General features: G+C 63.7%; 21 protein-coding genes. 13 read left to right on the top strand and 8 right to left on the bottom strand.

What is annotated here, in order from left to right:
- Positions 1-81: 81 nt before the first annotated feature.
- Positions 82-1,290, bottom strand: a complete 1,209-nt coding sequence (locus HX792_RS25110) for a pyridoxal phosphate-dependent aminotransferase (RefSeq protein WP_176998605.1) — start codon at positions 1,288-1,290, stop codon at positions 82-84.
- Positions 1,291-1,301: 11 nt separating this feature from the next.
- A complete protein-coding gene (locus HX792_RS25115; RefSeq protein WP_176998606.1) occupies positions 1,302-1,967 on the bottom strand; it encodes an RraA family protein in 666 nt (221 codons plus the stop codon).
- Positions 1,968-2,089: 122 nt separating this feature from the next.
- Here HX792_RS25115 and HX792_RS25120 point away from each other — a divergent pair, with 122 nt between their 5' ends.
- The gene (locus HX792_RS25120; RefSeq protein WP_176998607.1) at positions 2,090-2,986 is read left to right on the top strand and encodes a LysR family transcriptional regulator; all 897 of its coding nucleotides are present in this window, start codon (positions 2,090-2,092) and stop codon (positions 2,984-2,986) included.
- Here the strand turns inward: HX792_RS25120 and HX792_RS25125 are convergent.
- On the bottom strand, positions 2,983-3,876 hold the full coding sequence (locus HX792_RS25125; protein WP_176998608.1) for a LysR family transcriptional regulator: 894 nt from the start codon (positions 3,874-3,876) through the stop codon (positions 2,983-2,985). The genes HX792_RS25120 and HX792_RS25125 overlap by 4 nt on opposite strands.
- Positions 3,873-4,778 (bottom strand): LysR family transcriptional regulator, encoded by a 906-nt coding sequence (locus HX792_RS25130; RefSeq protein ID WP_176998609.1) that lies wholly within the window; start codon positions 4,776-4,778, stop codon positions 3,873-3,875. Before HX792_RS25130 ends, HX792_RS25125 begins: the two co-directional genes overlap by 4 nt.
- 154 nt (positions 4,779-4,932) lie before the next feature.
- Here HX792_RS25130 and HX792_RS25135 point away from each other — a divergent pair, with 154 nt between their 5' ends.
- The 6 genes from HX792_RS25135 to HX792_RS25160 all read left to right on the top strand — a co-directional run bounded on the left by HX792_RS25135 (position 4,933) and on the right by HX792_RS25160 (position 16,310).
- Complete coding sequence (locus HX792_RS25135; protein ID WP_176998610.1) at positions 4,933-6,261, top strand: MFS transporter; 1,329 nt, start codon at positions 4,933-4,935, stop codon at positions 6,259-6,261.
- A gap of 8 nt (positions 6,262-6,269) precedes the next feature.
- Positions 6,270-7,304, top strand: coding sequence for a hydroxyacid dehydrogenase (locus tag HX792_RS25140; RefSeq protein ID WP_176998611.1), 1,035 nt, complete (start codon positions 6,270-6,272; stop codon positions 7,302-7,304).
- 99 nt (positions 7,305-7,403) lie between these two features.
- A complete protein-coding gene (locus tag HX792_RS25145; protein WP_176998612.1) occupies positions 7,404-8,468 on the top strand; it encodes a hypothetical protein in 1,065 nt (354 codons plus the stop codon).
- Positions 8,469-8,522: 54 nt separating this feature from the next.
- Positions 8,523-11,552, top strand: coding sequence for a porin (locus HX792_RS25150; RefSeq protein ID WP_176998613.1), 3,030 nt, complete (start codon positions 8,523-8,525; stop codon positions 11,550-11,552).
- Positions 11,553-11,562: 10 nt separating this feature from the next.
- The gene (locus HX792_RS25155; protein WP_176998614.1) at positions 11,563-14,484 is read left to right on the top strand and encodes a filamentous hemagglutinin N-terminal domain-containing protein; all 2,922 of its coding nucleotides are present in this window, start codon (positions 11,563-11,565) and stop codon (positions 14,482-14,484) included.
- The gene (locus tag HX792_RS25160; protein WP_176998615.1) at positions 14,481-16,310 is read left to right on the top strand and encodes a peptide transporter; all 1,830 of its coding nucleotides are present in this window, start codon (positions 14,481-14,483) and stop codon (positions 16,308-16,310) included. The genes HX792_RS25155 and HX792_RS25160 overlap by 4 nt, the downstream gene beginning before the upstream one ends.
- 266 nt (positions 16,311-16,576) lie before the next feature.
- Here the strand turns inward: HX792_RS25160 and HX792_RS25165 are convergent, their stop codons facing one another.
- Positions 16,577-17,035: a transposase gene (locus HX792_RS25165; protein ID WP_176998616.1), complete on the bottom strand. Its 459-nt coding sequence runs from the start codon at positions 17,033-17,035 to the stop codon at positions 16,577-16,579.
- 144 nt (positions 17,036-17,179) lie between these two features.
- Complete coding sequence (locus HX792_RS25170; protein ID WP_176998617.1) at positions 17,180-18,070, bottom strand: LysR family transcriptional regulator; 891 nt, start codon at positions 18,068-18,070, stop codon at positions 17,180-17,182.
- Positions 18,071-18,220: 150 nt separating this feature from the next.
- On the opposite strand from HX792_RS25170, the gene HX792_RS25175 reads away from it, so the two are divergent.
- Positions 18,221-19,243 carry an NAD(P)-dependent alcohol dehydrogenase gene (locus HX792_RS25175; protein ID WP_176998618.1) on the top strand — a complete coding sequence of 341 codons (1,023 nt, stop codon included), beginning with the start codon at positions 18,221-18,223 and terminating at the stop codon, positions 19,241-19,243.
- Positions 19,240-20,424 (top strand): MFS transporter, encoded by a 1,185-nt coding sequence (locus HX792_RS25180; RefSeq protein WP_256349903.1) that lies wholly within the window; start codon positions 19,240-19,242, stop codon positions 20,422-20,424. The genes HX792_RS25175 and HX792_RS25180 overlap by 4 nt, the downstream gene beginning before the upstream one ends.
- Here HX792_RS25180 and HX792_RS25185 read toward each other — a convergent pair.
- Complete coding sequence (locus HX792_RS25185; RefSeq protein ID WP_176998619.1) at positions 20,401-21,300, bottom strand: LysR family transcriptional regulator; 900 nt, start codon at positions 21,298-21,300, stop codon at positions 20,401-20,403. The genes HX792_RS25180 and HX792_RS25185 overlap by 24 nt on opposite strands.
- 113 nt (positions 21,301-21,413) lie before the next feature.
- Between HX792_RS25185 and HX792_RS25190 the strand changes: the two genes are divergently transcribed.
- The 4 genes from HX792_RS25190 to HX792_RS25205 are packed head-to-tail and all read left to right on the top strand — an operon-like array spanning position 21,414 to position 25,522.
- Positions 21,414-22,817 (top strand): amidohydrolase family protein, encoded by a 1,404-nt coding sequence (locus tag HX792_RS25190; protein ID WP_176998620.1) that lies wholly within the window; start codon positions 21,414-21,416, stop codon positions 22,815-22,817.
- Positions 22,818-22,829: 12 nt separating this feature from the next.
- Complete coding sequence (locus HX792_RS25195; RefSeq protein WP_176998621.1) at positions 22,830-23,309, top strand: DMT family transporter; 480 nt, start codon at positions 22,830-22,832, stop codon at positions 23,307-23,309.
- Positions 23,310-23,313: 4 nt separating this feature from the next.
- Positions 23,314-24,543 carry an OprD family porin gene (locus tag HX792_RS25200; RefSeq protein ID WP_176998622.1) on the top strand — a complete coding sequence of 410 codons (1,230 nt, stop codon included), beginning with the start codon at positions 23,314-23,316 and terminating at the stop codon, positions 24,541-24,543.
- A gap of 55 nt (positions 24,544-24,598) precedes the next feature.
- The gene (locus tag HX792_RS25205) at positions 24,599-25,522 is read left to right on the top strand and encodes a LysR family transcriptional regulator (RefSeq protein ID WP_176998623.1); all 924 of its coding nucleotides are present in this window, start codon (positions 24,599-24,601) and stop codon (positions 25,520-25,522) included.
- Here HX792_RS25205 and HX792_RS25210 read toward each other — a convergent pair.
- A complete protein-coding gene (locus HX792_RS25210) occupies positions 25,425-26,129 on the bottom strand; it encodes a TetR/AcrR family transcriptional regulator (protein ID WP_176998624.1) in 705 nt (234 codons plus the stop codon). The genes HX792_RS25205 and HX792_RS25210 overlap by 98 nt on opposite strands.
- Positions 26,130-26,163: the final 34 nt, after the last annotated feature.

A 26,163-nucleotide genomic window follows, 5' to 3' on the forward strand; every position in this document is an offset into this window, starting at 1 on the left:
TTTGCGATCAATGATTTTTAAGTTGTTGTTCTAGGCAGTCGAAAGGCGGCCGTGGTGGGCCGCCGGTGCAGCGAGAAGCCGTCAGCGCAGGTCGTGGCATGCGTCTTTGAGACGACGGCATCCTTCTTCAATCACGTCCACGGCACTGGCAAACGACAGGCGTACATACGGCGACATGCCGTAGGCCGCGCCGCTGACCGTGGCCAGGCCGTAGTCACGCAACAGGTAATCCACCAGTTGCGTGTCGTCCTCCAGGCGGTCGCCCGCCGGGGTGAGCTTGCCCATCAACGCGCTCACATTGACGAACACGTAGAACGCGCCGTCCGGTGGGGTGCAGCTCACCCCGGGGATGTCCGCCAGTAGCCCCAGCATGTGCGCGCGACGTTGCTGGTATTGCGCACGCATGTCGGCGATGGGTGCCTGCTCGCCGGCAAAGGCGGCCACCGCAGCGGCCTGGCTCAGGGAGCTGGGGCAGGTGGTGGTTTGCGACAGCAGCTTGGCAATGGCGCTGATCAACCATGCCGGGCCGGCCCCAAACCCCAGGCGCCAACCGGTCATGGCGTAGCCCTTGGACGCGCCGTTGACGATCAGCGTGCGCGGCTTGAGGTCGGGCGCCAGGCGCGTCAACGGCACATGCCGGGCGTCGCCGTAGACGAAGTGCTCGTAGATCTCATCGGCCATGATCAGCACATGGGGATGGCGCCGCAGCACGTCGGCCAGCGCCAGCAGCTCGGCCTCGCTGTACACCGCGCCGCTGGGGTTGTTGGGGCTGTTGAGGATCACCCACTTGGTGCGCGGGGTGATCGCCTGCTCCAGGGTGTGGGGGGCGAGTTTGAAGCCCAGGCTTTCATCGCCGGGGATGATCACCGGCGTGGCATCGTTGAGTCGCGCGATGTCCGGGTAGGACACCCAATACGGCGTGTGCACGATGACTTCGTCGCCACGGTTCAGGGTGGCGGCCAGCGAGTGATAGATGATGTGCTTGCCGCCGCAGCCGGCCACGACTTCGTCCAGGCCATAGACCAGGCCGTTGTCCCGTGCGAGCTTCAGGCAGATGGCCCGGCGCAGGGCCAGGGTGCCGGTGGTCGGCGTGTAGTGGGTGTCGCCACTGTGCATCGCCAGGCTGGCCGCTTGCAGGATGTGCGGCGGGGTGTCGAAGTCCGGCTCGCCCACGGTGAAGTTGACGATGTCACGGCCCTGGGCGCGCAACTCGCTCACCAGGGCATTGGCGGCAACGCTGGGGGAGGGCGCAATGCCCAGGACACGGTCGGAAAGAAATGCAGTGCTCATCAGGGTGTCCTTCAGTCCGCCAGGCCAGCGTTGGCCAGCACCTTGTCGATCCAGCTCTGGCGCACCGCGCCGGTGGCGATTTCGGCCTTCACCGCTTCTTCATGCTCGGCGTGTTGCCCGGCGCGGCGCAGCACTTCGGCGGCATCGGCCTGGGAGAAAGCCACCAGGCCATCTTCATCGCCCACCAGCAGGTCGCCCGGGTTGATCAGCATGCCGCCGATGGACACCGGCACGTTCACCTCGCCTGGGCCGGTCTTGTAAGGGCCGGTGTGCACCACCGCACGGGCGTAGCAGGGCGTGTCGTCGAAGCTGGCGACGTCGCGGATCGCACCGTCGATCACAAACCCGACGCAGCCGCGCTGCTGGGCGTAGAGCTTGACCAGTTCGCCGATCACCGCGTTGTTGGTGTCGCCCTGGCCGTCCACCACCAGCACGTGGCCGGGTTGCATCATGCTCATGGCTTTGTAGATCAGCAGGTTGTCGCCGGGGCGGGTCTTTACGGTGATCGCCGTGCCCACCAGCTTGCCGGTGCGGTTGTAGCGCGTCAGGCCACGGGCGCCGATGTGCCGGCCCAGGTTGTCGCTGATGTGCGGCGTGACCACATGGGCGAACGCCTCCACCAGTTCGGCCGGGGCCATCGGTGCGTTGGGAAGGATGCGGGAACCGGGCAAGGACATGGCAAATCTCCAGAATCGTTGGATAGCGACGGGCTATGGCCAAATCTTAGGAGCGATGAACGGACAGTTTTAGCGATATTTTATGATGTGTTAGCATCGCTTTTTCTCATGAGTTGGCCGGCATGATCACCTTCAAGCAAATCGACGCGCTCTACTGGATTGCCGAACTGGGCAGCTTCGAAGCGGCGGCGAACAAGCTGAACATGTCGCAGTCGGCAATCTCCAAGCGCATCCAGGAGCTGGAAGAAACCTTCGATGTGGAGATCTTCGACCGCAGCAAGCGCAATGCGCGGCTGACTGAAAAGGGCGGCGAATTGCTCGACTACGCCCGCGACCTGCTCAACAGCCGCGACCAGTTGCTCGAACGAGTCAGCGCGCGCAACGTGCTGGTGCGCAGGTTTCGCCTCGGGGTCACCGAGCTGACCGCGCTGACCTGGCTGCCGGCCCTGGTGGAGGCGCTGCGTCAGGCTTACCCGAAGGTGCAGATCGAACCGTCGGTGGAACTCAGCAGCGAACTGTTCCGCAAACTGGAAAGCGATCAACTGGACCTGGTGATCGTGCCCGACGCCTACAGCGACTCCCGTTTTCACAGCACCCCGCTGCAAAGCGTGGACAACGCCTGGATCTGCTCGCCCGGGCTGATCCCTGACGCCGACCCGGTCAGCCTGGAAACCCTGGCCAGCTACACCGTGCTCACCCAGGGCTCGCAGTCGGGCACCGGCTTGATCTATGAGCGCTGGATGGCCACCCATAACGTGCAGATGCCGCGCACGCTCACCAGCCACAACCTGTTGGTGCAGGTGGGCCTGGCGCTGTCGGGGATTGGCGTGAGCTACCTGCCCAAGGCGTGCCTGTCCCATCTGATCGAACAAGGTTCGCTGCGTGCGTTGATCACCGAACCGGAATTGCCGAGCGTGCGTTATGTGGCGTTGCACCGGGTCGATCGCCAGTTCGGCTTGAACCAGGACGTGGCGCAGATGGCCCAGGCCTGCTGCGATTTCTCGCGGTTGTTGCTCTAACGGCTGGCATCGCCCTGGGTCGACTGGCGCGCCAGGTCGGCCAGGGTGTCAATCAGCGCGGTGCGCCCATGCTTGAGAAACGCCAGGTGATAGTTCACCGCCGCCGGTGGCACCTCAAGCGTCACTTCCTGAAATTCCCCGCGTTCGATCTCTTCCACAAACAAACCCCTGGGCAAACAGCTGATGCCCACCCCCGCACGGATCAACGCCAGCAGCGCGAACAGGCTGTTGCTGCCGTACACGTGGTTGAACTCGATACCCTCCTGGGCAAACAGCTGCTCGCAGCGCTGGGTGATCCCCGAGTCCGGGCCTTGCACGATGATCGGCCACAGCGCCAGTTGCTTGAGGGACAGCGTGGTGCCTTCGGGGAACAGGTGCGGCGGTGCCAGCCAGGTGAAGCTGATCGATTGCAGCGGGATCGAGGCCATGGCGGCGGTGACGTAGTCCTGCGGGATCACGACCAGGTCCAGGTCACCGTCGAGCAACTTGCGTTGCAAACGCGCGGACAGGTCCACGTCCGGGTGCAGGCTGATGTCTGGCAGCTGGGCCTTGGTGCGCGCAACGAAGTCGGTGAACCAGGTGATGGTCACCAGTTCCGTCAACCCCATGCGCACGGCGCGCTGTACCTGGTGGGCGGCGCCGCGCAAGGCGTCCAGCCGGGCCAGGCTGGCGATCAGGCCTTCGCTGGCCTCCAGCAATTCGGCGCCCTTGGCGCTCAGTTGCACCTTGTGGCTGCCGGGTTCGAACAGCGGCAGGCAGGCTTGTTTTTCCAATTCCTGCAGGCGCTTGGTGGCGGCTGACTGGGTGATGAACAGGCGCGTGGCGGCCCGCTGCAAGGTGCCGAGCTTGAGGGTCCAGTAAAAGGTTTCGATCTGCTTGATGTTGATCATGCCGGGCGCCCATAAGCCTGTTGCAGGTCGCAGTGCTCGCCGAGCAGTTCCATCACATGCCGGTGAAACGGGCTGTAGCTGTCGGCCCGCGCCAGCGCCACATAGGGCGTGGTGGGCAGCGGCGGCGTCACATCGAGCTTCACCAGCTGCCCATTGAGCAAGTAGGGCGCGGCGGTGATGTCGGGCAGGTAGGTCACACCCAGGCCGGACACGGTCAGGCCGATCAGGGCCGCCAGGCTGCTGCACGGGATGTGCGCGCTGGGGCTGGCCTGGTGCGTGGCGAGCCAGCTGTCCACCAGCAGGCCGGAACCCGACAGCCGGCCCTGGGCGAGCAGGGTGCAATGGCTCAAATCTTCCAGGCTCAGAGGCTGCTGGTGATCGAGCACGCCCGGTGCGCAGAACCAGTTGTTGCGCACCTCATCGAGTGCCACCTTGATCAGGCCATTGCTGCTGAACGCATCCGGCACCACGATCACATCCACCTGGCCGGCCATCAGCAACCCGTGCAGACGCACGCTGAGGTCGACCTCCGGCTCGATGCGCACCTTGGGGTAGTGGCTGGAAACCGCCTTGATCAGCCGTGGCAGCCAGGTCAGGGCGCTGAGTTCGGTGATGCCGATGCGCAACCGGCGGCTGAGCACCTGCGGGCTGATCAGGCAACTGTTGACGATGTCGCGCTGCAACAGCACGTCGCGGGCCTGGGCCACCACTGGTGCGGCCAGCGCGGTGAGCCGGGCGCCACGGCCGCTGCGGTCGAACAGCGCAAACCCTAGCCAGTGCTCCAGTTCCTGGATCTGCCGGGAAATGGCCGACTGCACCTGGCCCAGGCGATTGGCCGCGCCGTCGAAGGTGCCGTGGTCGACCACGGCAATCAGCGCTTCCAGCTGTTTGAAGGTAGGCACAGGGTGACTCTCATCTGTTTTTGGAATGTTTTTAGTTCACGGAATATCTCTATGTCTACTTAAATTTCCTCGGCACTATCCCGCTCACGGCCTACTGGCGTGAGGTTTTCTTCACGGCGTACCGACCATAACTCCAAGAAAGATCGGTGAAGAAATGAAAGCTGACTCCAAATCCACCAGCCGTTTCCGCTGGGTCGTGGCGGCGCTGTTTTTCCTGGCCTACATGGTGGCCGGTGCCGACCGTGCCAACATCGGCGTGGTGGTGCCCTTCATCAAACAGGAATACCACCTGAGCAACACCGACATTGGCGCCCTGGCGAGCCTGTTCTACCTGACCTACGCCATCGTGCAGATCCCCGCCGGCTACCTGTTCGGCCGCTACGGCATCCGCCAGCTGCTGACCGGTTCGCTGGTCCTGACCTCCCTGGCCACCTTGCTCATCGGCTTCACCTCCAGCGTGCTGCAGCTCAAGCTGGCGCGGGCGTTGCTGGGGGCGGCGGAAGGGCCGATCAACATCGGCATCGTGTCGATCATCAACCGCTGGTTTCCGCCGAGCGAAAAGGGCCTGGCCACGGGCATCTTCATGTCGTCGATCAAGGTGGCGCCGGCCATCGTGCCGCCGCTGTGTGCCTACATCGTGCACCTGTACGGCTGGCGCGAAGTGTTCTTTTTCTTCGCTATCCCGGGGTTCTTCGTGGCCCTGTTGTGGTGGTGGCTGGTCAAGGACGATCCGGCCGACAGCCCGCACTGTTCGGCCAGCGAGTTGCAGCATATCCAGGGCAGCCAAGCCCAGGGCGCGGCCTCGGTCCAGCCGATGGTGCGCATTCCGGCGTGGTTCGACCGGCTGATCCGCACCCGCCAGGTGCCGCTGCTGGCCGACAACAAAAGCATCCTCGCCTCATGGAACGTGTGGGCCTGTGCCATGGGCTACTTCCTGATGGTGGGCATTACCTATTCGATCATGACCTGGGTGCCCACCTACCTGATCACCGTCAAGCAGTACTCGGTGTTGAAGATGGGCATGGTGGCCTCCGCGCCGTGGGTCGGCGCGATCATCGGCAACCTGCTGGGTGGCTGGCTCTCGGACCGGGTGTTCGACCGTCGGCGCAAACCGGCGATGCTGATCGGCTCGCTGGCCACGGTGCTGATGATGGTCGTGCTGCTCAACGCGCCCAGCGATCCCTTGCTGTTGTCGGCGGTGTTCCTGCTGGCGGGCATCCTGCTCAACATCGGTTATTCGACCTTCCTGGTGTACCCCATGGGCCTGGCCACCAAGGAACGTGTGCCGTTCGCCGCGTCCATCGTCAACACCGGCGGTTCTCTGGGCGGTGCCTTCACGCCGTTTGTGGTCGGCTTGTTGCTCGACCATTTCAATTGGGACTACGTGTTTGGTTTTCTCGGGGTGAGCTCGCTGATCACCTTCGCCATCGTGCTCACCATGGTCGAGCCACGCCCTTCAACTGCTGCCAACCCACAAGCCTAGGAGCCCGGATGAACCGAGTGATGCAGGTGTGTCGCCTCGATTTCTGGATCAACCCCGTCTTTGACGAAATGATCCAGGCCAACCCCCAACTGGCGCTGCAGGTGCTGCCGCGCCAGGGCGACGATGCCCGTACCCTGGCCGCCTTGCGCCAGGCCCATGCCTACCATGTCTCGGCCGCCAAGGACGAGTTGCCCAGGCACTGGTTTGCCGGCCAGGCGTTGATCGAGCAGTGCCCGGCATTGCTCTGCGTGTCGTCGGGCGGCGCGGGGTTCGACACCGTGGATGTCGCCGCCTGCAGCCGTGCGGGCATTGCCGTGATGAATCAGGCGGGCGCCAACGCCCACTCGGTGGCCGAGCACACGTTTGGCCTGCTGCTGGCGGTGGTCAAGCGCATCGTCGAGTCCCACAACACCTTGCACCACGCCACCGGTTTCAGCCGCGAAGACCTGATGGGCGAAGAGATCCATGGGCGCACCCTCGGCCTGATCGGGCTGGGGGAAATCGGCCGGCGCGTGGCGACCATCGCCCGCGGTTTTGGCCTGGAGGTGCTGGCCTACGACCCCCACCTGCGCGATGAGCAGATGCAGGCCCATGGCGCGCAGCCGGTGAGCTTGGCCGAGCTGTTGCGGCGCAGTGATGTTGTGTCCCTGCATTGCCCGCTGGATGCCAGCACTCGCCACTTGATGGGCGCCGAGCAGTTCGCCGCGATGAAGCGGGGGGCGGTATTCCTCTCGACTGCCCGGGGTGGCATCCATGATGAAGCGGCGTTGTACGTGGCCCTCAAGAACGGCCATTTGAGCGGCGCCGGGCTGGATGTGTGGGCCTGTGAACCCCCGCCCCAGGATGCACCGTTGATGAGCTTGCCCAATGTGGTCGCGACCTTTCACACGGCAGGCGTCACCCACGGTGGGCGGCGCAATGTGGCGCGTTCATCGGCGGCGCAGATCGCGGCGTTGCTGCGTGGCGAGCGCCCGCCCCATCTGCTGAACCCCGAAGCCTGGGGGCTGATCCGCGAGCGGGTAGGGCGTGTGCTGGGCGCTTGATAGGCATATTTTTAAAGTATCCAAACCCCGTTATTTAGATATTTTTAATAGGTGGACAGCACTGATAGGCTCTTAAAAAAACAAGAGAAGTGCCCGGTCATGTTCATAAGCCTGCCCACCGCCCTGAAACCCTTCACCGCCGTTTTGGCCTCCCTCGCCCTGATGGGCACCCTGAGCAGTTGCGCCAAGGTCGACGTGCACAGCGAAGGCGTCGACAAGCCTGAAGCCGATGCCCGCCAGGTTTTGCGTCTGGGCCACGATGACAGCGCCTACCCGTTCCCGATCTACGCCAACGCCGACCTCTACAACCCGCCCAAGACCCTGGAGCGTGCGGTGGTGATTTTGCATGGCGTGCAGCGTGACGCCGACCAGTACTTCAACACCGGTCACAAGCTGCTGGGCAACGCCCGTCTGCCGAGCACCACCACCTTGTTGCTGGCGCCGAATTTCCTCACCCCCACCGATTCAGGCGTGAGCAATGACATGCCGCTGTGGCCACGGGACAAGTGGATGCACGGCATCGAATCGCAGTTCGGGCGCAAAGGCATTCCAGCCTTCCAGGTGCTCGACGATGTGGTCGGCTACCTGTCCGATCGCCAGCGATACCCGGCGCTCAAGGAAATCGTGATGGTCAGCCATTCGGCCGGCGCGCAACTGATGCAACGCTACGCGGTGATGAATGACCTCGACGCCAGCCTCAAGGCCCACGGCCTGACGATCCGCTACGTGGTCGCCAGCCCCTCGAGCTATGTGTACTTCGACGAAAACCGCTGGCAGGACGGCGTGTTCAAGCCGGTGGTGAGCATCATGTGCCCCAGCTACAGCCGCTATCGCTATGGCCTCGACAATGCGCCCGCCTACCTGCAGAACCAGCACCTGACGAACCGCCAAGTGTTTGCCCGCTATGCCGCGCGCGATATCACCTACCTGGTCGGTGCCCAGGACAACAACCCCACCAGCCGTGTGCTCGACAGCTCCTGCGGGGCCAATTACCAGGGCGACACCCGGCTTGATCGGCAATTGAATTTCGTCAGCTACGAGCAGTTCTTGTCGAACCAATGGCAGATCCCCTTGCGCCATCCCCAGCACACGATTCCCGGTATCGGCCACAACGCGGCGCGCCTCCTGGGTGACAAGGCGGTGGCGCGAATGCTGTTTCCCTGAGCACCACGCTGTTTGCCCAACGCTGCGTCTCGATAAAAACAATAAGAGAACTGTATGAGCCCAACTCTCCCCACTGCCCGGGTGCCACGCACCTGGGGGCCTGGCGCATTGTCGCTGCTGGCCGCCGCCCTGATCGCTGCCCAGGCCCAGGCCGACACGCTGCCGTCGTCCGGCACCCTGTTCGATAACAGCCGCTCGGTGCTGCGCCCCACCGACAATGCGCAGCCGGCCGCTCCCGGCAGTGTGCGCATCGAAAGCCAGGACGACACGCCAGTGCCCAAAGCGGGCAACTCGACGGTGCAAGTGCAGGTCAAACGCTTCGTGGTCACCGGCAACCGCGAACTCAGCGATGCCCAGTTGCAACCGGTGCTGCTGCCCTACGCCGGCAAGACCCTGAACCTGGATGGCCTGCGTGACGCCGCCGCGCAAGTTACGGCGCTGTACCGAGCGCGGGGATACCTGGTGGCGCGGGCCTACCTGCCGGCCCAGGACATTCAAAATGGCCAGGTAACCATCGGTGTCTCCGAGGGCGTGATCGGCCAGGTCAGCGCATTGCCGGACGCCAATGTGCGCCTGCGCCCTGAAGTGCAGCAGCAGTTCATCCATGCGCTGCCCTCCGGCACCATCATCCGTGAGCAAGACCTGGAGCGCGTGTTGCTGCGCCTGTCGGACATCACCGGCGTGGCCGTGCACGCGATCCTGCGGCCGTCGCAGCAGCCCGGCGCCGCCGACATCGTGCTCAAGCTCAGCGAGATGACCGCCTGGACCGCCCGCGCCGCCATCGACAACTACGGCAACTACTACACCGGCAGCAACCGCCTGACTTCCAGCGTCAGCCTCAACGACGCCCTGGGCCTTGGCGACAGTTTTACCGCCACTTCGCAGAACTCCTTCGAAGGCCTGAACATCAAGGGCATCGGTTACCAGCAACCGCTGGGCGCCACCGGGATCTCGGTGGGCGCCAACTACGCCGAGCTGGAATACAGCATCGGCAAGAACCTCAAGGGCCTGGATGCCGACGGCACCGCGCAGGTGTCTTCGGTGTTCATCAACAGCTCGCTGCTGCGTTCGCGTGACAGCAATATCAGTGTCAACCTGGCCGAAGATCACCGGCGCTTTGAAGACTCCGCCGGTGGTTTTACCGTGAACAAGTCGGCGGTGTTTCGCAGCGCCACGCTGTACGGCAACTGGCGCGATGACTGGCAAGGCAGCAACACCTGGAGCCTGGCCTACGGCATTGGTGACCTGGACAAGAAAACGCCGGCCGACGCCGCGTTGGATGCGCTCACCTCCAACGCTGCCGGGCACTACAAGAAGGCCAACCTGAGCTTCAGCCGCCTGCAATACCTCGGCAATGGCTACTCGCTGTTTGGCTCGGTGACCGGGCAGTGGGCCGACAAGAACCTCGACTCTTCGGAAAAACTCAGCCTTGGCGGGCCTAACGGTGTGCGCGCCTATCCTGTCGGTGAAGTGGCCGGCGATGAAGGCGTGCTCGGCCGCCTGGAGCTGCGCAAATACCTCGGGCGCTTCAACGGCGCTATCGCCGAGGGCACGTTGTTTGCCGATGCGGGCAAGGTCACGGTCAACAAGAACCCGTGGGACGCCAGCGAAAACACCCTCACACGCTACGGCTACGGCGTGGGCTTGAACCTCTATCACCGCGACCTGGTGATGAACACCAGCCTGGCGTTCTCCCCGGGAGCCGACCCTACCAGCGATGACCGCGCGGCCAAGCGCCTGTGGTTCTCGATTTCCGGCTCGCCCCAGGCGTTCGCCGGGCTGGCCAGCGACATCGGCTCCAAGGGCGAAGACTTCGAAGTGGCCGAGACCGACACCGTCATCTACGGCAACTTCGGCATCGTCCCTGAATACGTCGACCGCCACGGCTCCACCCCGGCAGCACCGGCTGACCAGAGCCGCCTGGCCACGCCGAACGGGCGCAACATGGCGAGCTTCTGGCGCGCCCGCGACAACGTGTCCGCCCTCGGCGTGCACGGTGGTTATGGCCTCACCGATGACTGGAAGCTGCTGTGGCAACTGGAATACGGCATCTCGATGAACTACACCGCGAGCAACGACAAGTCGGTGAACCCGTCGGCATCGCCGAGCACCAAGCTGCGCAACACCGGTGCGGCGTTCAATAACACCGACTACGGCACGCTGCTGTATGGCGTGTGGGACATGCCGATGAAAGAGTCCACCACCACCCTGGACCCGTTCAACGGCAAGACCAGTGCGGCGTACTTCAACATCATCGGCTCGCCGGGCTTCAGCGCCGGCCTGTCGACCAACGTCAACGGCCCGCAGAGCTACAACGACACGGCAGTGAATGGCGACGCGGCGTTCAACCGCCGCCAGGCCGGCGTGGTGGAATACTGGACGCCGGAGTGGAACGGCCTGCAACTCAAACTGGCCTATTCGAACAACGGCATGAGCGCCGCCAGTGATGTGGACAAAGGCTATGTCTACGGCAGCAGCCTGACCTACAACAACGGCGGCTTCACGGCGGTGTTCGCCACCGAGCGGCACATCAACTACTTCGGTATTGCCGACCTGGGCCGTAACGCGCGCGGCTTGGGCAGCAGCACCCATGTCACCGACGGCACCTCGTCGGATGATTTCAGTTTCCGTTACGGCCTGGCCTACGACTTTGGCGCGACCAAGCTGTCGCTGATCGCCGATGACCTGTCCTATTCCGAAGACGGCGTGATCAACACGAGCACCACCACCAGCGACCTTTCCAAGTACCGCCGCCGGGCCTACCTGGTGGGGGCGTCCCACAAGATCGGCCCCTGGACCCTGAAGGCCAGCTACGGCAAGGCCTTGCCCGGCAAGTGCGAGATGATCCGCGCCACCCCGGTGGAGTGCGACACCCACGGCATGGGCGCCACCCAGTACGCCATTGGCGCCAACTACAAGCTGACCAAGCGCATCGACCTGTTCACCCAGTACGTGCTGCTGAAGAACAACTCCCTGGCCAACTACAACTTCGCCCTTACCGGCGTCACGGCGGCCAGCGGTTATTCGCCCGGCGCGGGCACCACCATCAGCGCCGTCGGCACTGGCATCAACTATTCGTTCTGAGGAGAAGGCTGTGAGCAAACCACAATTCCAAACCGCGCTGCCTGTTCTCAAACCCTTGAGTTTCGCCGTGCTCTGCGCGCTCTACAGCCTGACGCCGTTGCCCGCGCTGGCCCTGGACAGCAACGCGTTGCCCACCAATGGCCAAGTGGTCGCTGGCAGCGGCACCATCAGCAGCAACGGCAATGTGATGACCGTGCACCAGGGCAGCGACCGCCTGATCACCACTTGGGACACGTTCAATATCGGCAGTGCCGCCCAGGTGAATTTCCTGCAGCCGGGGGCGTCGTCGGTAGCGCTGAACCGGGTCACCGGCAGCGACGGTTCGCAAATCCTTGGGCACCTGAATGCCAATGGCCAGGTGTTCCTCATCAACCCCCAGGGCGTGCTGTTTGGCGCGGGGTCGATGGTGGATGTGGGCGGGCTGGTGGCCAGTTCGCTGAACATTTCCAACAGCGACTTCATGGCCGGCAAGTACGTGTTTTCCGGGCCCAGCGGTGGCGCGGTGATCAACCAGGGCACGATCAGTGCGCGGGATGGCGGCAGCGTCGCGCTGCTGGGCAGCCAGGTGCGCAACGAAGGCACGGTGGTCGCCAGGCTCGGTTCGGTGGTGTTGGGCGGCGGGGAAAAGATCACCCTGGACTTCACCGGTGACGGCCTGATCAACGTCGAGGTCAACGACCCGGCCATCGGCGCCAGCGTGATCAACCGCGGGCTGCTCAGTGCCAACGGCGGCGCCGTGGCCATGACCGCCCGCGACTCCCAGGCCATGCTCAGCAATGTGGTGAACAACGAAGGCGTGATCGAAGCCCGCAGCCTGCAACAGCGCAATGGCCGCATCATTCTCGATGGCGGTGACAGCGGGGTGGTGGTCAACAGCGGCGTGCTCGATGTGTCGGGCAAAAACGCCGGCGAGCGCGGCGGCAACGTGACCATGACCGGCCAATACGTGGGCCTGTTCGACAGCGGCCGTATCGATGCCGACGGCGACATCGGCGGCGGCACGGTGTTGATGGGCGGCGATTATCAAGGCAGCGGCAACCTGCACCAGGCCGACAGCACCTTCATGGGCAGCGATGCACGCATCAGCGCCAATGCGTTGAGCCAGGGTGACGGCGGCAAAGTGATCCTCTGGTCCAGGGACAGCACGCAATTTTATGGCGGCATCAGCGTGCGCGGTGCCGGCAGCCAGGGGCGTGGCGGGCTGGTGGAAACCTCCGGGCACGCGCTGGATGTGATGGGCGTGGTCGACCTCAGCGCGGTGTCGGGGCAGGGCGGCACGTGGCTGATCGACCCGTTCAACATCAACATCACCCGCACCGCCAGCACCGGCACGTCCAGCAGCACGCCTTTCACGCCGAATGCGGGGGCCAGCTCCAACCTGAGTTCGGCGACCCTGAATGCTTCGTTGTCGGAAGGCGCGAACATCCTCGTGACCACCTCTTCAGGGGCGGGCACGTCCGGCGATATCAACGTGCTGGACAACGTCAAGGGCGTGGGCAACGCGACCCTGACCCTGCAGGCGCATCGCAATATCGTGATGACCAACACCAGCATCAGCAATGGCACCGGCAAGACCCTCAACGTGTCGTTGGTCTCCAACTTCAACAACAGCGGCAACGGCTCGGTGGCCCTGAGCAACGCGAGTATCAGCACCAATGGCGGCAACCTCACCCTCAGCGGCGCAGTAGACCCGGCGACGTCCTGGGCCAGCACCAACGTCAGCAATGGCGTGGGCATTTCGTTGACCAACGGCACGCGCATCAGCACCAGCGGCGGCGACATCACCTTGCGCGGCGCCACGTCCGCCAGCCTGGCCGCCGGCTCTACCGCGACGGCGATCAACATCAGCCGCAGCACCCTGGACGCCGGTGGCGGCAACATCAGCATCACCGCCGTGCAGGCCAGCAGCACGGGCAGCGGCGATGCCTTTGTGCTGACCGGTGGCAGCACTATCGTGACCTCGGGTGTGGGCTCCATCACGGTGGACAGCACCAACCTGGGCAGCGGCAACGGTACGCGGATCTTCAGCACCAGCAACACCATCGCGGCCACCGGCAGTGGCAATGTCACCCTGCGGGGCAGTGCGGTGTCGGGCAGTGGTGTGCTGGTGTGTTCGACGGCGGCGTCATCCACCCAAACCCTGAGCGTGGGCAGCGGCACCTTGACGGTCCAGGGTGCTGCGGCGTCGGGCCGTGGCGTTTTCCTGGCGGCCTCCACTACCGGAGCGGTGACGCTGAGCGCGGGTGCGGGTGGCGATATTGTGGTTGATGGCCGCAGCGCCGGCGACTCGGGCACGGTGGTCAATTCCACGGGCACCGGCTCGGTGATCAACCTGACGACCCTGGACGGCAACCTGTCGCTGAGCGGGACGGCAGGCGCGGCTTCTGCTGCGCCGGGCTTGAGTATTCGCAGCGGCGCGTCGGGGGCGGGCAATGGGGTGAATATCCTGTCGAACAGTGGCGATATTCGCCTGCAAGGCACTGCGCTGGGCTCGGGGGCGGGGCTGCAATTCACCGCCACCAACGCCCGCGGATTTAACAACGTAATGACCGCTGGCGGCGGCGACCTCACCGTCACCGCGCGCAGTGCCAGCGGTGCGGCGTTGAGCTTCGACAATGGCACCAACACCCTGCAAGTGGTGGACGGTACCCTGCGCCTGGACCTCGACACGCCGTCGAGCAATTACCTCAATCAGGGCAACGGCACGTCCTCGATCCTGGCCACCGGCAGTGGCGCGGTGCTGATCAGCCGTGGCGGGCTGATCCACAACAGCCTGCTGGACACCTCCTCCGAACCGACGCGCCAGTATCACCAGAGCCAGATGGTCGGCGACACCTGGCGCCAACCGCTGACCGGCGACTATCACCTCACGCCGCTGGGCAGCGCTGCCGACCAGGTGAACATCGACGTGGCCCAGGGCACCGCACCATGAACGAACCGGTGTTTTCCCTCGAAGCCTTCGAGTACCTGTGCTACAGCCGCGACCACGAGGGCGGCGCCCGTGAACTGGTGCGCCTGCTGCAATTGATCGACCGCAACTACGGCAAGCTGTCGGAGCAATTTTCCCTCAGCGTGTCGCCCGCGCTCACCCCCGGCGAGCTGGAAAGCCATGTGCTCACGCGGCTGACTTGCGCGATTACCGCATTGTTTTCCGACCCGGGCTTCAGCATCAGCCCAGGTGGGTTCGGCCAGTTGATCAATTTGCAGCGCTGGCTGTCTTCGTTGTTTGCCGCCAGCGCCTTTATCAACGCCGATCACATCCTGCGCTCGCTGAATTTGCTCGGGCACGGCGGCAACGACTACCGCATCGCCGAACAGGACCTGGTGAAGTTCTGCCTGCTGTATTCGCCGGAGTCGCAATTGCCGCTGGATGTGGAACTGCTGTGGGCACAAAACCCAACGCTCGCAGCCGCGCTGTTCATGGCGCTGATGTCGCCGCGCTTTCTCGGCACGCCGGCTGCGCACTCCAAGCGCGAGGCGCTGCTGGCCTGGTTGCCTGGTCGCCTGGAGCAACTGGATAGCCTGGATACCTTGCCGCTGAACGTGCTGCACGACGTGTACATGCATTGCAGCTACGCCGACTTGCCACAACGCCACCGCATCAAGGCGTCGATCAACACGCTGATCGAACGCAAGCTCGACAGCGTGGGCATTCGCAGCGTGCCTAGGGGCGTTGCGCCGGCGCGTGAAAAACCGTTGATGCTGGTGTTGCTGGAATGGTTCTCCGGTGGGCATTCGATCTATCGCACCCACTCGCTCACGCTGGAAGCGGCACGTCGGGATTTTCACGTGGTGGCGGTGGGGTACGCTGCCAATGTGGATGCCCTGGGCCGCGCCGTGTTTGATGAATTCATCGAATTGCGCGAGCCCGACGACCTGTTTGCCTGCCTGCGGCAACTCACCAGCCTCGCTGCCGCACGCCAGCCCGACGTGTTCTACATGCCCAGCGTCGGCATGTTCCAGATCACGATGTTTGCCAGCAACCTGCGCTTTGCGCCTTTGCAGGTGGCGGCGCTGGGGCATCCGGCCACGACCGCGTCACGGCACATCGACTGCATCAGCGTCGAGTCGGATTTTGTCGGCGACCCGGCGTGCTTCACCGAGCGCCTGCTGCAACTGCCCGCCAATGGGCAGCCCTATCGGCCCTCCGCCATCGCGGTCGACTTGCCGGCTGCCGTGCGCGAAGACACGCCCTGGGTCAACATCGCCGTCGCGGCCACCACCATGAAACTCAACCCGACCTTCCTGCGCGCCTGCCAGGCGATTGCCGTGCGCACCTTGCACAGCAGCGGCAAGCGCGTGCGTTTTCATTTTTTGGTGGGGCAGGCCCAGGGCTTGCTGTTCCCGCAACTGGTGCGGTTGATCGAGCGTTACGTCGGCGATGCCACGGTGTACCCGCACCAGCCTTACGCCGACTACATGGCCACGCTCAATGGCTGCGATATGTTTCTCAGCCCGTTCCCGTTCGGCAACACCAACGGCATCATCGACGCCTTCACCGTGGGCCTGCCGGGCGTGTGCAAGACCGGGCCGCAGGTGTTCGAACATATCGACGAAGGCCTGTTTCGCCGCGTGGGGTTGCCGCTGTGGAGCATTGCCCGCACCCATGAAGACTATGTGGAAGCGGCGGTGCGGATGGCGGGGAGTTATGCCGAACGCAGTGCTCTGTATCGGCACCTGGGCAGTTGTAATCCGCTGGGCGTGCTGTTCAACGGCGAGCCTCATGCGCTGAGCGAGGCGTTGTTGGCACAGCTGTAAACCCCCCCTGTGGCGAGCGGGCTTGTTGTTGCAAGTGGACCTGTTGTGGCGAGCGGGCTTGCCCCGCGTTGGGTGGCGAAGCCGCCCCAGTAAGGCCGCCGCAGTGTTTCAGAAAAACCGGGGTGGGAGGTTTTGGGGCCGCTTCGCAGCCCAACGCGGGGCAAGCCCGCTCGCCACGACAAGCCCGCTCGCCACAATAAACCTGCAAACCACAATAAGCCCGCTCACCACAGAAAGCCCACAGGCCACAGAAACCCCACAAGCCACTACAACCACGCCGCATCCCACAATGGATAATCACCCACCCGCTCAACCAGCCCCGCCCGTAGGGGGTTGGCGATGATATAGCGGGCGATTTTCTTCAGGTCTTCTTCGGTGCGAACGGCGCGGTCGTGATAGCCGCGCTGCCAGAATTTTTCTCGGCTGTGTCGCGCCCGATTGATGCTCAGGGTGCTCCGGGACTTGGTCTGCCGCATCACGTCCGGCAAGGTTGTGTTGTTGAGGTCGAACAGCCAATGAAAGTGATCGGGCATCACTACCCAGGCCAGTGAGTTGACCAGGCCTGCCTCGTGAACACGCCGCAGTTCTGCCACCAACAGTCGACCCAGGTGAAAATCCCGGAACAAGGGCTGGCGCTGATGGACAACGACGGTGACCAGATACGCGCGGCCGGGCTCGGAGTAGCGGCCGCGACGCAAAAGGTGTGAGTTGGGTTGAGGGGGCAATCCGTTGCTCCTTGGGTGAAAGGGGTGGAATCCTTGACGCTAGCAGGGCGTGGGGCGGGGGCCGGTGGCTTTCGGTGTCGGCTTGTTTCGGCTCAATTGCGGCAAGCCCGCTTGCCACAGGAGGCCCGCAGGCCACAATGGCGGTCAGTGCTGCTCGGGAAACAGCCGTGCCCGAAGGAAGTCGATGAACACCCGCAACTTCGGCGCCGGGTGTTTGCCCGTAGGCCACATGATCCGGTAGACCTCACCTCGCGAGCAGTCGGGAAGGATCTGTACCAGTGCATTGGCGTCGAGCGCAGGGCGGATGGCGAAGTCAGGCAGGTAGGCGATGCCGATGCCCTGGATGGCAAAGCAGATGCGCGCTTCGAGGTTGTTGCAGACCATTGATGTCGGCAACGGCAGGTCGAAATCGGCGTGCTCGCCACCAAAGGGCCAGACCTGCAGCTTGCCGGTGTTGGGAAAGCGGAACTGAATGCACGCGTGTTGCAACAGGTCCCGGGGGTGCTGCGGCACGCCGTATTGACGGAAGTAGTCCGGCGCGCCCACCACGATCATCTGGTAACGCCCGAGCAAGCGTGATGTGAGGCTGGAGTCCGGCACGTCACCGGCGCGAATCACCGCGTCGTAGCCTTCCTCAATCACGTCGACGCGGCGGTCATCAAAGGTCAGGTCCAGGTCCACCGTGGGGTAGGCCTTCTTGAACTGTGCCAGCACCGGCAAGAAAGGCTCACTGACCAGCGGCAAGCTGATCTTCAAGCGGCCCTGGGGCGTACTGCTGGTCTGGGAAAACTCCACTTCGGCGGCTTCGATTTCGCCGAGGATGCGCAGGCTGCGCTCCAGGAAGCGTTCGCCTTCATCGGTCAGCGTGATGCTACGGGTACTGCGGTTGAACAGCCGGACGCCAAAGCGTTGCTCCAGGCGCGCAATGCTTTTGCCGATGGCCGAAGCCGACACGCCCATCAATCGGCCGGTGGCCACGAAGCTGCGGGTCTCGGCGACCGACACGAAAATCGTCAACGCATTCAAGCTGTCCAAGGTCACTCTCGCAGGCGGGCAGGGGATTACCCGCTACCTTACGCCATTACGGACAAAAACGTCCGCAGACCGAGGAGTGGTCACCCACTTATTCCCGGCGTATCCGGCTCCTATCATCGGCGCTACTGTCCAACCACCGAGATCGCCGCCATGTCCGATTCAATGCACCGCTGGGAAATTTCCGCGTTTGGCCTGGATAACCTCCAGCTCGCCACACGGCCACTGCCAACCCCTGCATACGGTGAGGTGCTGGTTAAAGTTGATGCCGTATCACTCAACTACCGCGACACCCAAGTCGTGGAAAACGGCATGACCGCCACCCTGGCATTCCCCTTCACCCCGGCCTCCGACATGGCGGGTACCGTGGTTGCGATTGGCCCGGGCGTCACGCGTTTTGCCGTCGGTGACAAGGTGATCTCCACCTACATTACCAACTGGATCGACGGCAATCCGCAAACCTGGGCGCAAATGCCAACCCAGGGCGGGCCGATCCAGGGCATGCTCGCGCAGTACGTTGCCACACCTGCCGACTGGTGCGTGCGCGCGCCGAACAACCTCACGCCGGTGCAGGCCAGCACCTTGCCGATTGCGGCGTTGACGGCCTGGATGGCATTGATCGAGCTGGGGCATTTGCACGCCGGGCAAACCGTGGTGGTGCAAGGCACGGGCGGGGTGTCGCTGTTTGCCGTGCAGTTGGCCGCCGCCAGCGGGGCGAAGGTGATCGTCACCAGCAGCAGCGACGAGAAAATCGCCCAGGCCATCGCGCTCGGCGCGACCCATGGCATCAACCGCACCACGAACCCGGATTGGCACACCGCCGTGTTGGCCCTGACCGACGGCCGTGGCGCCGATCACGTCTTGGAAATGGCCGGTGGCGATAACCTCGGGCGTTCCCTTCAAGCGGTAGTCCCCGGTGGGCGCGTGTCGATTATCGGCCTGCTGGAGTCCGATGAGCTGCGCACGCCGATCATGCCGCTGCTGGGTAGCCGTGCGTCCATCGTCGCGGTGGCCGTGGGCCCGCGCCGTGCGTTGGAAGACCTGGTGCGCATGATTGAACATCACGGCATAACGCCGGTGATCGATGCCACCTACGGGTTTGATCAAGTGCCCGAGGCCTTCGCCCACTTGAACCGTGGCGCCTTCGGCAAAGTGGTGGTGGACCTGGCCCTATGAGCACGCCGATCAAACCCATGAGCGTGATGCCCTTCATCATTTTGGGCCTGTTCGGGCTCTATACCCTGGAGTTGGGCGTGGTCGGTATCTTGCCGATGATCGTCGAGCGTTTCGGGGTGAGTGTGGCGCAAGCCGGCTTGCTGATGAGTCTGTTTGCCTTGATTGTCGCGCTGTGCGGGCCGTTTCTGGTGCTGGTGTTTTCGCGCTTTGATCGCAAGCACGTGCTGGTGGGCGCTTTGCTGTGTTTCTCACTGTGCAGCGTGCTGTCGGCGTATGCGCCGAATTACTCGACGTTGATGGCCTTGCGCGTGGTGCCGGCGATGCTGCATCCGGTGTTTTTCTCGGCTGCGTTCGCGGCGGCGGTGTCGCTGTACCCCAAGGAGCGCGCGACCCATGCCACCACCGTGGCGTTCATAGGCACCACCCTGGGCCTGGTCTTTGGTGTGCCTATCACGGCGTGGGTGGCAGGGCGGTTTTCCTATGAGGCCTCGATTCTGTTTTGCGCGGCGGCGACCTGGTTGGCGGGTATCGGCCTGTTGTTGAAATTGCCGCGCCAGGTCACGGTGCCGCAGAGTTTTGCCAGCCAGCTGTCGATCCTGAAAAGCCCGGCCGTGTGGTTGGCGATAGTCGCCACGGTGCTGATCTTCACCAGCAAGTTTGCGGTGTACAGCTACGCGGCCGAATACCTGCGCAGCGAAACCGGCATGGACGCTGAGACCATCAGCCTGATGCTGGTGATCTTTGGCGTCGGTGGTGTATTGGGCAACTTGTTGGCCGGGCGAGCGTTGAGCAATCACCTGGTCAGAACCGTGGTGCTGTTTCCGATTCTGTTGAGCGCGGCCTACGGGGTGTTGCACAGCCTGGGTAGCGCCTCGGTGGGTTCGATGGCAGTCATCGTGGTGCTGTGGGGCGCGATTCATACCAGCGGCATGGTCATTTCCCAGATGTGGCTGGCCGAGACAGCACCCCAGGCGCAGTCCTTTGCCACCAGCTTGTATGTGTCGGCCGCGAATGCCGGGATCGCCCTGGGGTCATGGATCGGCGGGGTGTTCATCGACACCTACGGCTTGCCCGGCACCCTCGTCTGCGGGTTGCTGTTTGCCGGGTTGTCGTTGCTGGTGATCGTGATCAAGGCGGTGCTGTACGGGCCGCGCCGATCAGCCGGCATGGCCCTGGCGTAGTGCTGCGATAAACACCTGCAGCGCCGACGACATTTGCCGGTTGCTGGGGTAGTACAGGTAAAAGCTGGGGAAGGGTGTCGACCACGCTTCCAGCAGCGGCACCAGGGCGCCGCTGTCCAGCTCGGCCTTGAGCCATTCGCGAATCCACACGGTAATGCCCAGGCCGTCCACTGCCGATTGCAGCGCCACCGCGCAATCGCTCACCACCAGCGAGCCTTTGACGCTCAGCTCAAACGGCGTGCCGTCGTTGAAAAACCGCCATTTGTACAAGCCGCTCTCACCGGAGCGCCGCCAGTTCACGCAGCTGTGTTGCAGCAGGTCGGCCGGGGCCTGCGGAATACCGCGCTGATGCAGGTAGGCGGGCGAGGCAATAGCGATCTGGGTCAGCGGCTCGCTGAGCTTGAGGGCGATCATGTCCTGCTCGATGAACTCACCCAGGCGAATCGCCGCGTCGTAGCCCTGGGCGACGATGTCAGTCGTGCTGTCGTCGTTGGTCAGCTCCAGCTGGATGTCCGGGTACGCCGCCTGAAACGCCGGCAGGATCGGCTGGATAAAGTGCAGCATTGCCACCTGCGGCGCGCAGATGCGCAGGGTGCCGGTGGGCGTGTCGCGGTAGTGGTTGAGCGCTTCGAGGGCGGCATCCAGGTCATCGAAAATCACCCGCAGGCGTTCGGCCAACTGAGTGCCCGCCTCGGTGGTGGAGACGCTGCGCGTGGTGCGGTTGAGCAACCTGACGCCCAAACGCTCCTCCAGGCCCTTGATGGTCTGGCTCAACGCCGACGGCGAAACCCCCAGAGACTGCGCCGCCCGCGAGAAATTGCGCGCCTGGGCAACGGTGAAAAACGCCTTGAGGTGGGGGAAATCCTGACTGCGCATTGTGTATGCGCTCCTTCATAATGTTTGAAGATGTTTCGATATTCTAAATAAACCCCACGGGTCGGACAATTCAGGCATGCGGCAATGTTGCCCAGGCCCGAGGAGTTCACCCCATGTCGTTTTCCGCCCGTTTTGACCTGTTGACCACGGCCCTGGCGCCGTTGCCCGATGACCAACGCCTGCTGCTGATCCGTGGCGGCACCGTGCTGACGATGGACGATGCCCTCGGTAACTTTGCCGAAGGCGATGTGCTGGTGCGTGGTACTCAAATCATAGCTGTCGGCCAGCACCTCGACGCCGAGGGCGCCCAGGTCATCGACGCCAAGGGCATGATCGTCATGCCGGGCATGGTCGACACCCACCGGCATGCCTGGGAAGGCCAGCTGCGCCGTATCAACCCGGACTCGCCGAGCCTAGAAGACTACTGCAACGCCACGCACTTCTCGTTTGCCAAGTACTACCGGCCGCAGGACATGTACGTCGGCAACCTGCTCACCGCGTTGGGCTGCATCAACGCCGGTATCACCACCATCATCGACAACTCCCACAACGCGCGCAGCGGTGCGCACTCCGATGCGGCCATTGAGGCCTTGCAGGATGCGGGTATCCGCGCCGTGCATGCGCCGGGCGCGCCGTTGTCCGGCACCTGGGCTTGCGACCAGTGGCCCCAAGACCTCGGCCGTTTGAAGGGCAAATACGCCACCGACCCCGACGCACTGGTGAGCCTGGCGATGATGGCGCAGATCGACCGCAGCCAATGGGCCGTCGCCCGTGAGCTGGGCTTGAGCATCGTCACCGAGTTTTTCGGCGCGGGCATGGCCAGTGAATTGGACGCCTTGCACCAGGAAGGCCTGTTGGGCCCGGACAACATCTTCAACCACTGTACCTGCCTGCCGGACCGTGGCTGGTCGGTGCTGCGCGACGCTGGCGTGAAGGTCAACGTGTGCCCACGCTCCGACGCCCACTACGGTCTGGAGGATGGCGTGTTCGCCTGGCAAAAAGCCGTGGACCACGGCATGAACCCTGGGCTGAGCGTCGACAACGAAAGCTCCTACGGCGGCGATATGTTTGGCGAAATGCGCGTGGCGTTCTACCTGCAACGCGCCGCTGCCCATAACGCCCGCTTCCATGGCCAACCTGCGGCCCCGGCATTGGTCAACGCTCGCCAACTGCTCAAAGCCGCGACCCTTGACGGCGCCGCCTGTGCCGGTCTCGACGCAAAAATCGGCAGCCTCACTCCGGGCAAACAAGCCGACATTCTGCTGATTCGCACTGACAACCTCGGTATCTATCCGTCGAACAACGCCCTGGGCACCGTGGTGCATGCGGCTGAACGCGGCGACATCGACACCGTGATCATCGCCGGCCGCCTGCGCAAACGCGGTGGTGTGGTGCTGGGTGTGGACCGCGAGCAGCTGGAGCGCGCCACCGAAGAGTCCCGCGAGCATTTGTTCAGCGCGGCTGGCTATCGCCCAGACCCGTTTGCCGAACACTTTTCCCCTCTGCCTGCCCTGTAAGAGGTATTTGTCATGGTCCTGATTTCCTTTGCGCTGGCCTTCCTGGCCGGCATCGCGATTGCGCTACAAGCAGCGGTCAACAGCCAATTGGCGGGGGCCATGACGGGCAACACGCTGGCGGCGGCGTTTTATTCATTCTTCACCGGCATGCTGGTGTTGGGGGTAATGGCATTGCTGCGCGGAGGCCTGACTGACGCCCTCAGCGTGATCCCCAGCCAACCGGGCTGGCGCCTGGTGGGCGGCGTGCTGGGTGCAGCGGCGATTTTCTGCACCGTGTGGCTGGCGCCGCGCATTGGCCTGGCCAACCTGTTAGTGCTGGTGATCGCCGGGCAATTGCTGTCGTCGCTGGCCATCGACCACTTCGGTTGGCTCGGCGCCGTGGTGCGGCCTGCCGCATCGATCAAAATGATCGGCGCGTCGGTGGTGGTGCTGGGGGTAGGCCTGACCTTGTTTGGCGAGCGCCTGCTCAGCCTGTTGCAACGCGGAGTGTAAGGCGATGCGCAGGCTGCGGTTTGGCGTGTTGCTGCTCATGGGGTTGAGTGGCGTGGCTCACGCAGATTTTTTCAGCGATTCCCACGCCACGGTCGAGACGCGCAATGTGTACTTCAACCGGGATTTTCGGGATGGACCGCAGCAATCCAAGCGCGATGAATGGGCGCAAGGGTTGATGCTCAAGTTCGAATCGGGGTACACGCCGGGCCTTGTCGGCTTTGGTGTGGACCTGTTGGGCATGGTCGGCGTGCGCCTGGATTCGAGCCCCGACCGCGCCGGCAGCGGCCTGCTGCCGGTACGCTCTGACGGTCGGGCGGCGGCGAGCTACGGCAAGTTGGGCGTGACCGCCAAGGTCAACGTCGCGAGTACCGAACTGAAGGTGGGTTCGCTGATCCCGGCGCTGCCGACCTTGCGGCCCAATGACGGGATGATTTTGCCGCAGTCGTTCCAGGGCGCGCTGGTCACCTCCCAGGCGTTGGCCAACACGCTGGTGACGGCGGGGCAGTTGCAACAAGCCAAGGCTCGCAGCGATACGAGTTATGAGGACATCACCCTCAACAACAAGAACAACCGGTTTGCCCGCAATGCGCCGGGCGGCCACCTGAGCCTGGCCGGCTTTGATCGCGCCCTGAATGAACGGGTGAAGTTCAGCTATCACTATGCGCAGTTGAGCGACGTCTACAGCCAGCACTTTGTCGGGCTGGTGGTAGCGCAGCCTTTTGGGGCGGGCACGTTGAATACCGACGTGCGGTTTTTTTCCAGCACAGACCAGGGCGCGGCGCGCGGCGGGCCGATTGATAACCGGGCACTCAGCGCAATGCTCGGTTACGCCATGGGCGCGCAGGCGTTCAGCGTCGGCTACCAGCGCATGGCCGGGCGCAGTGCGTTTCCCTATGTGGAAGGCAGTGATGCGTACCTGGTCAACTTCTCGCAGATCGGCGATTTTGCCGAGGCCAACGAGCGTTCCTGGCAGGCGCGTTATGACCTGAATTTCGAGCGCCTGGGCGTGCCGGGGTTGAGCGTCATGAGCCGCTATATTTCCGGCAGTGAGGCCCGGGTCGGTGCGATGTCGGGCCAGGAATGGGAGCGCGACACCGAAGTGAAGTACGTCATCCAGAGCGGCACTTTTAAAAACCTGGCCTTGCGGGTACGTGACGCCACCTACCGTTCCTCGTTCAGCCGTGATGCAGATGAAGTGCGGGTGCTGATCACGTACACGCGGGCCTTGTGGTGAAGGGCCGTTGGGCAGGATCATCAGCGCCTCAATCGTCGTGTAGCCGGTGTCACTCATGAAGCGCCATTTCGAAGACTTGCAGCTGGGCAGCATCGAGTTGTTCTGCCTCGCCGCCGAAGCCAGCAGTTTCACCGCCGCCGCGCAGGTGGCGGGTGTCACGCCGGCAGCAGTGAGCCGCAGCGTCTCGCGATTGGAAGAGCGCCTGGGCTCGCGCCTGTTTGTGCGCACCACGCGCAGCATCCGTCTCACCGACAGCGGCCGTACGTTCTTCGAACAATGCCGCCAGGCCCTGGGCCAACTGGTGGAGGCACAACAGGAAGTGATGGGCGCGCAGTCCGTGCCGTCCGGCCTGTTGCGCATCAGCATTCCCACCACCTATGCGCACCACCGCTTGCTGCCTTTGCTGCCAACATTCCGCGCGCTGTACCCGCACGTCAGCGTGGACATCCACATCAGCAACCGCAACATCGACTTTGTCGCCGAGGGCTATGACCTGGCGGTGCGCGTGCGGGCCCAGCCGGATTCATCGTTGATTGCGCGCCTGCTGGAAGACGCCGAGCTGGTGGTGGTCGCTGCACCGGCGTACCTGCAACGCGCCGGCGTCCCGCAGACGCTGGAGGATCTGCCAGGGTTCGAATGCATCCAATACGAATTGCCGAGCAATGGCCGGCGCATTCCGTGGCTGTTCCAGGTGGACGGCAAGGATCGGGAGTACGCGGGGGAGGCGGGCTACAGTTGCTCCGACGATGTGCTGGGCGGCGTAACCCTGGCCAAGCATGGCGCCGGGTTGTTTCAGACCTACAAGTTCATCGTCGAGCAGGAACTGGCGGACGGCAGCCTGGTGGAGGTGTTGAAACCCTTTGGCGGCCGCTCGCGACCGTTTACCTTGCTGTATCCCCATGGGCGCTATGTGCCCCATCGGGTGCGGGCGTTTGTGGATTTTCTGATGGCGTGTCGTGACGAGTGGGCGGCGCCGTAGAGGCGGCAATGTCCCATGTCAGCAGGAGCTGACTGATCGCCGCATTGATGGTTGCGTGTGGCACGTTGTCCCGCGCCAGAATCGAAACGCCCTGCAAAAAGCTGTCAAACACCGTCGCCATCGCCGCTACGTTGAGCGTGTCCGGCAATTGCCCCGCGTTCACTGCCCGTTCGATGCACGCCACGATGCCCGCACGCGTTCGTGCCCGTGACTGGGTCAACGCATCGGCCACCCGAGCATTCTCCGGGCTCGGGGCGCTCATCACACCCAAGGCCACCATGCAGCCTTTTGGGTGCCCATCTTCACACTGCATGCGGGCCGACTGGCGCAGCGCGGTTTCAACGGCCTGGCGCGGTGCCAGGGTTTCGTCCCACAGGCATTCGGTGACTTGGGCGTAGGTCGCCAGGTAGCGCTGCACGCATTCATCGAACAGCGCCTCCTTGGAGCCGAACGCGGCGTAAAAGCTTGGCGCGGAAATGCCGCCACCCAGGCCGGCCTTGAGTTGAGTGAGGGACGTGGCGTCGTATCCGTGTTGCCAGAACAGGTGCAAGGCCTGGTCGACGGCCTGGTCACGGTCGAAATTGCGGGGGCGGCCCATGGTTGCCATTACCGATCTCCGGTGGAAAACGAGATAAATACTA

It is taken from the genome of Pseudomonas sp. B6002, assembly GCF_013385985.1.
Lineage (GTDB): Bacteria > Pseudomonadota > Gammaproteobacteria > Pseudomonadales > Pseudomonadaceae > Aquipseudomonas.